We start from the raw sequence: 876 nt of genomic DNA, 5'->3' as shown, positions 1-876 counted from the left end.
ATCACCGTGTTTCAGGGTCAGGGCGGCACCATCAACGACATCCTCGACCAGACCGCGCAGCTGACCGCGCACATCGCTGAGCGCGACGAGGCGATCGGCGAGGTGGTCAAGAACCTGAACACCGTGCTGGACACCACCGTTCGGCATCGCAAGGAGTTCGACCAGACCGTCGACAACTTCGAGAGACTGATCACCGGGCTGCAAAACCACGCCGACCCGCTGGCCGCCGGCACCGCGAACATCAGCAACGCCGCCGGAACGGTGGCCGACCTCCTCGCCGACAACCGCGCTCTGCTGCACAAGGCGATCAACTACCTGCAGGCTCTTCAGCAACCGCTCGTCGACCAACGCGATCAGCTCGGCGACCTGATCCACAAGACCCCGACCGCGCTCAACCTCATCGGACGCAGCATCGGCCTCTACGGGGACTGGGTCAACTTCTACGTCTGCGACCTCACGATCAGGTGGAACGGACTGCAGTCCGGCGGCCCGGTCCGCTCGGTCCGCCTCTGGCAGCAGCCCACCGGCAGGTGCACGCCCCAATGAGAACGCTCACCGAATTCAACCGCAACCGGGTCGGCCTGATGGGCATCACCGTGCTCGTGCTCGTGGTCGCCGTCGGCCAAAGCTTCACCAGCATCCCGATGATGTTCGCCAGTCCCAGCTATTACGGACAATTCACCGACACCGGCCAACTCAACAAGGGCGACAAGGTCCGCATCTCCGGTGTGAATGTCGGCAAGGTCGAGGCGCTCGAGATCGACGGCGACCATGTCCGGATCAAATTCTCCGTCGGCGGCAACACCATCGGCACCGAGAGCCGGCTCGCGATCAAGACGGACACCATCCTCGGGAAGAAGGTGCTCGAGATCGAGC

Annotated in this window: 2 protein-coding genes; both read left to right on the top strand. The window is 63.7% G+C overall.

The annotated features are described in order from the left end of the window. Positions 1-546 (top strand): MCE family protein (locus tag A9X04_RS28205; protein WP_231985839.1); only part of this gene is annotated, 546 nt, incomplete at its 5' end. Next, a partial coding sequence (locus A9X04_RS28200; protein ID WP_156764573.1) for an MlaD family protein occupies positions 543-876 on the top strand: 334 nt, incomplete at its 3' end. The genes A9X04_RS28205 and A9X04_RS28200, both read left to right, overlap by 4 nt.

The sequence above is a fragment of the Mycobacterium sp. E3247 genome (genome assembly GCF_001667785.1).
Classification (GTDB): Bacteria; Actinomycetota; Actinomycetes; order Mycobacteriales; family Mycobacteriaceae; genus Mycobacterium.
This window is presented reverse-complemented; position numbering and strand designations above follow the sequence as displayed.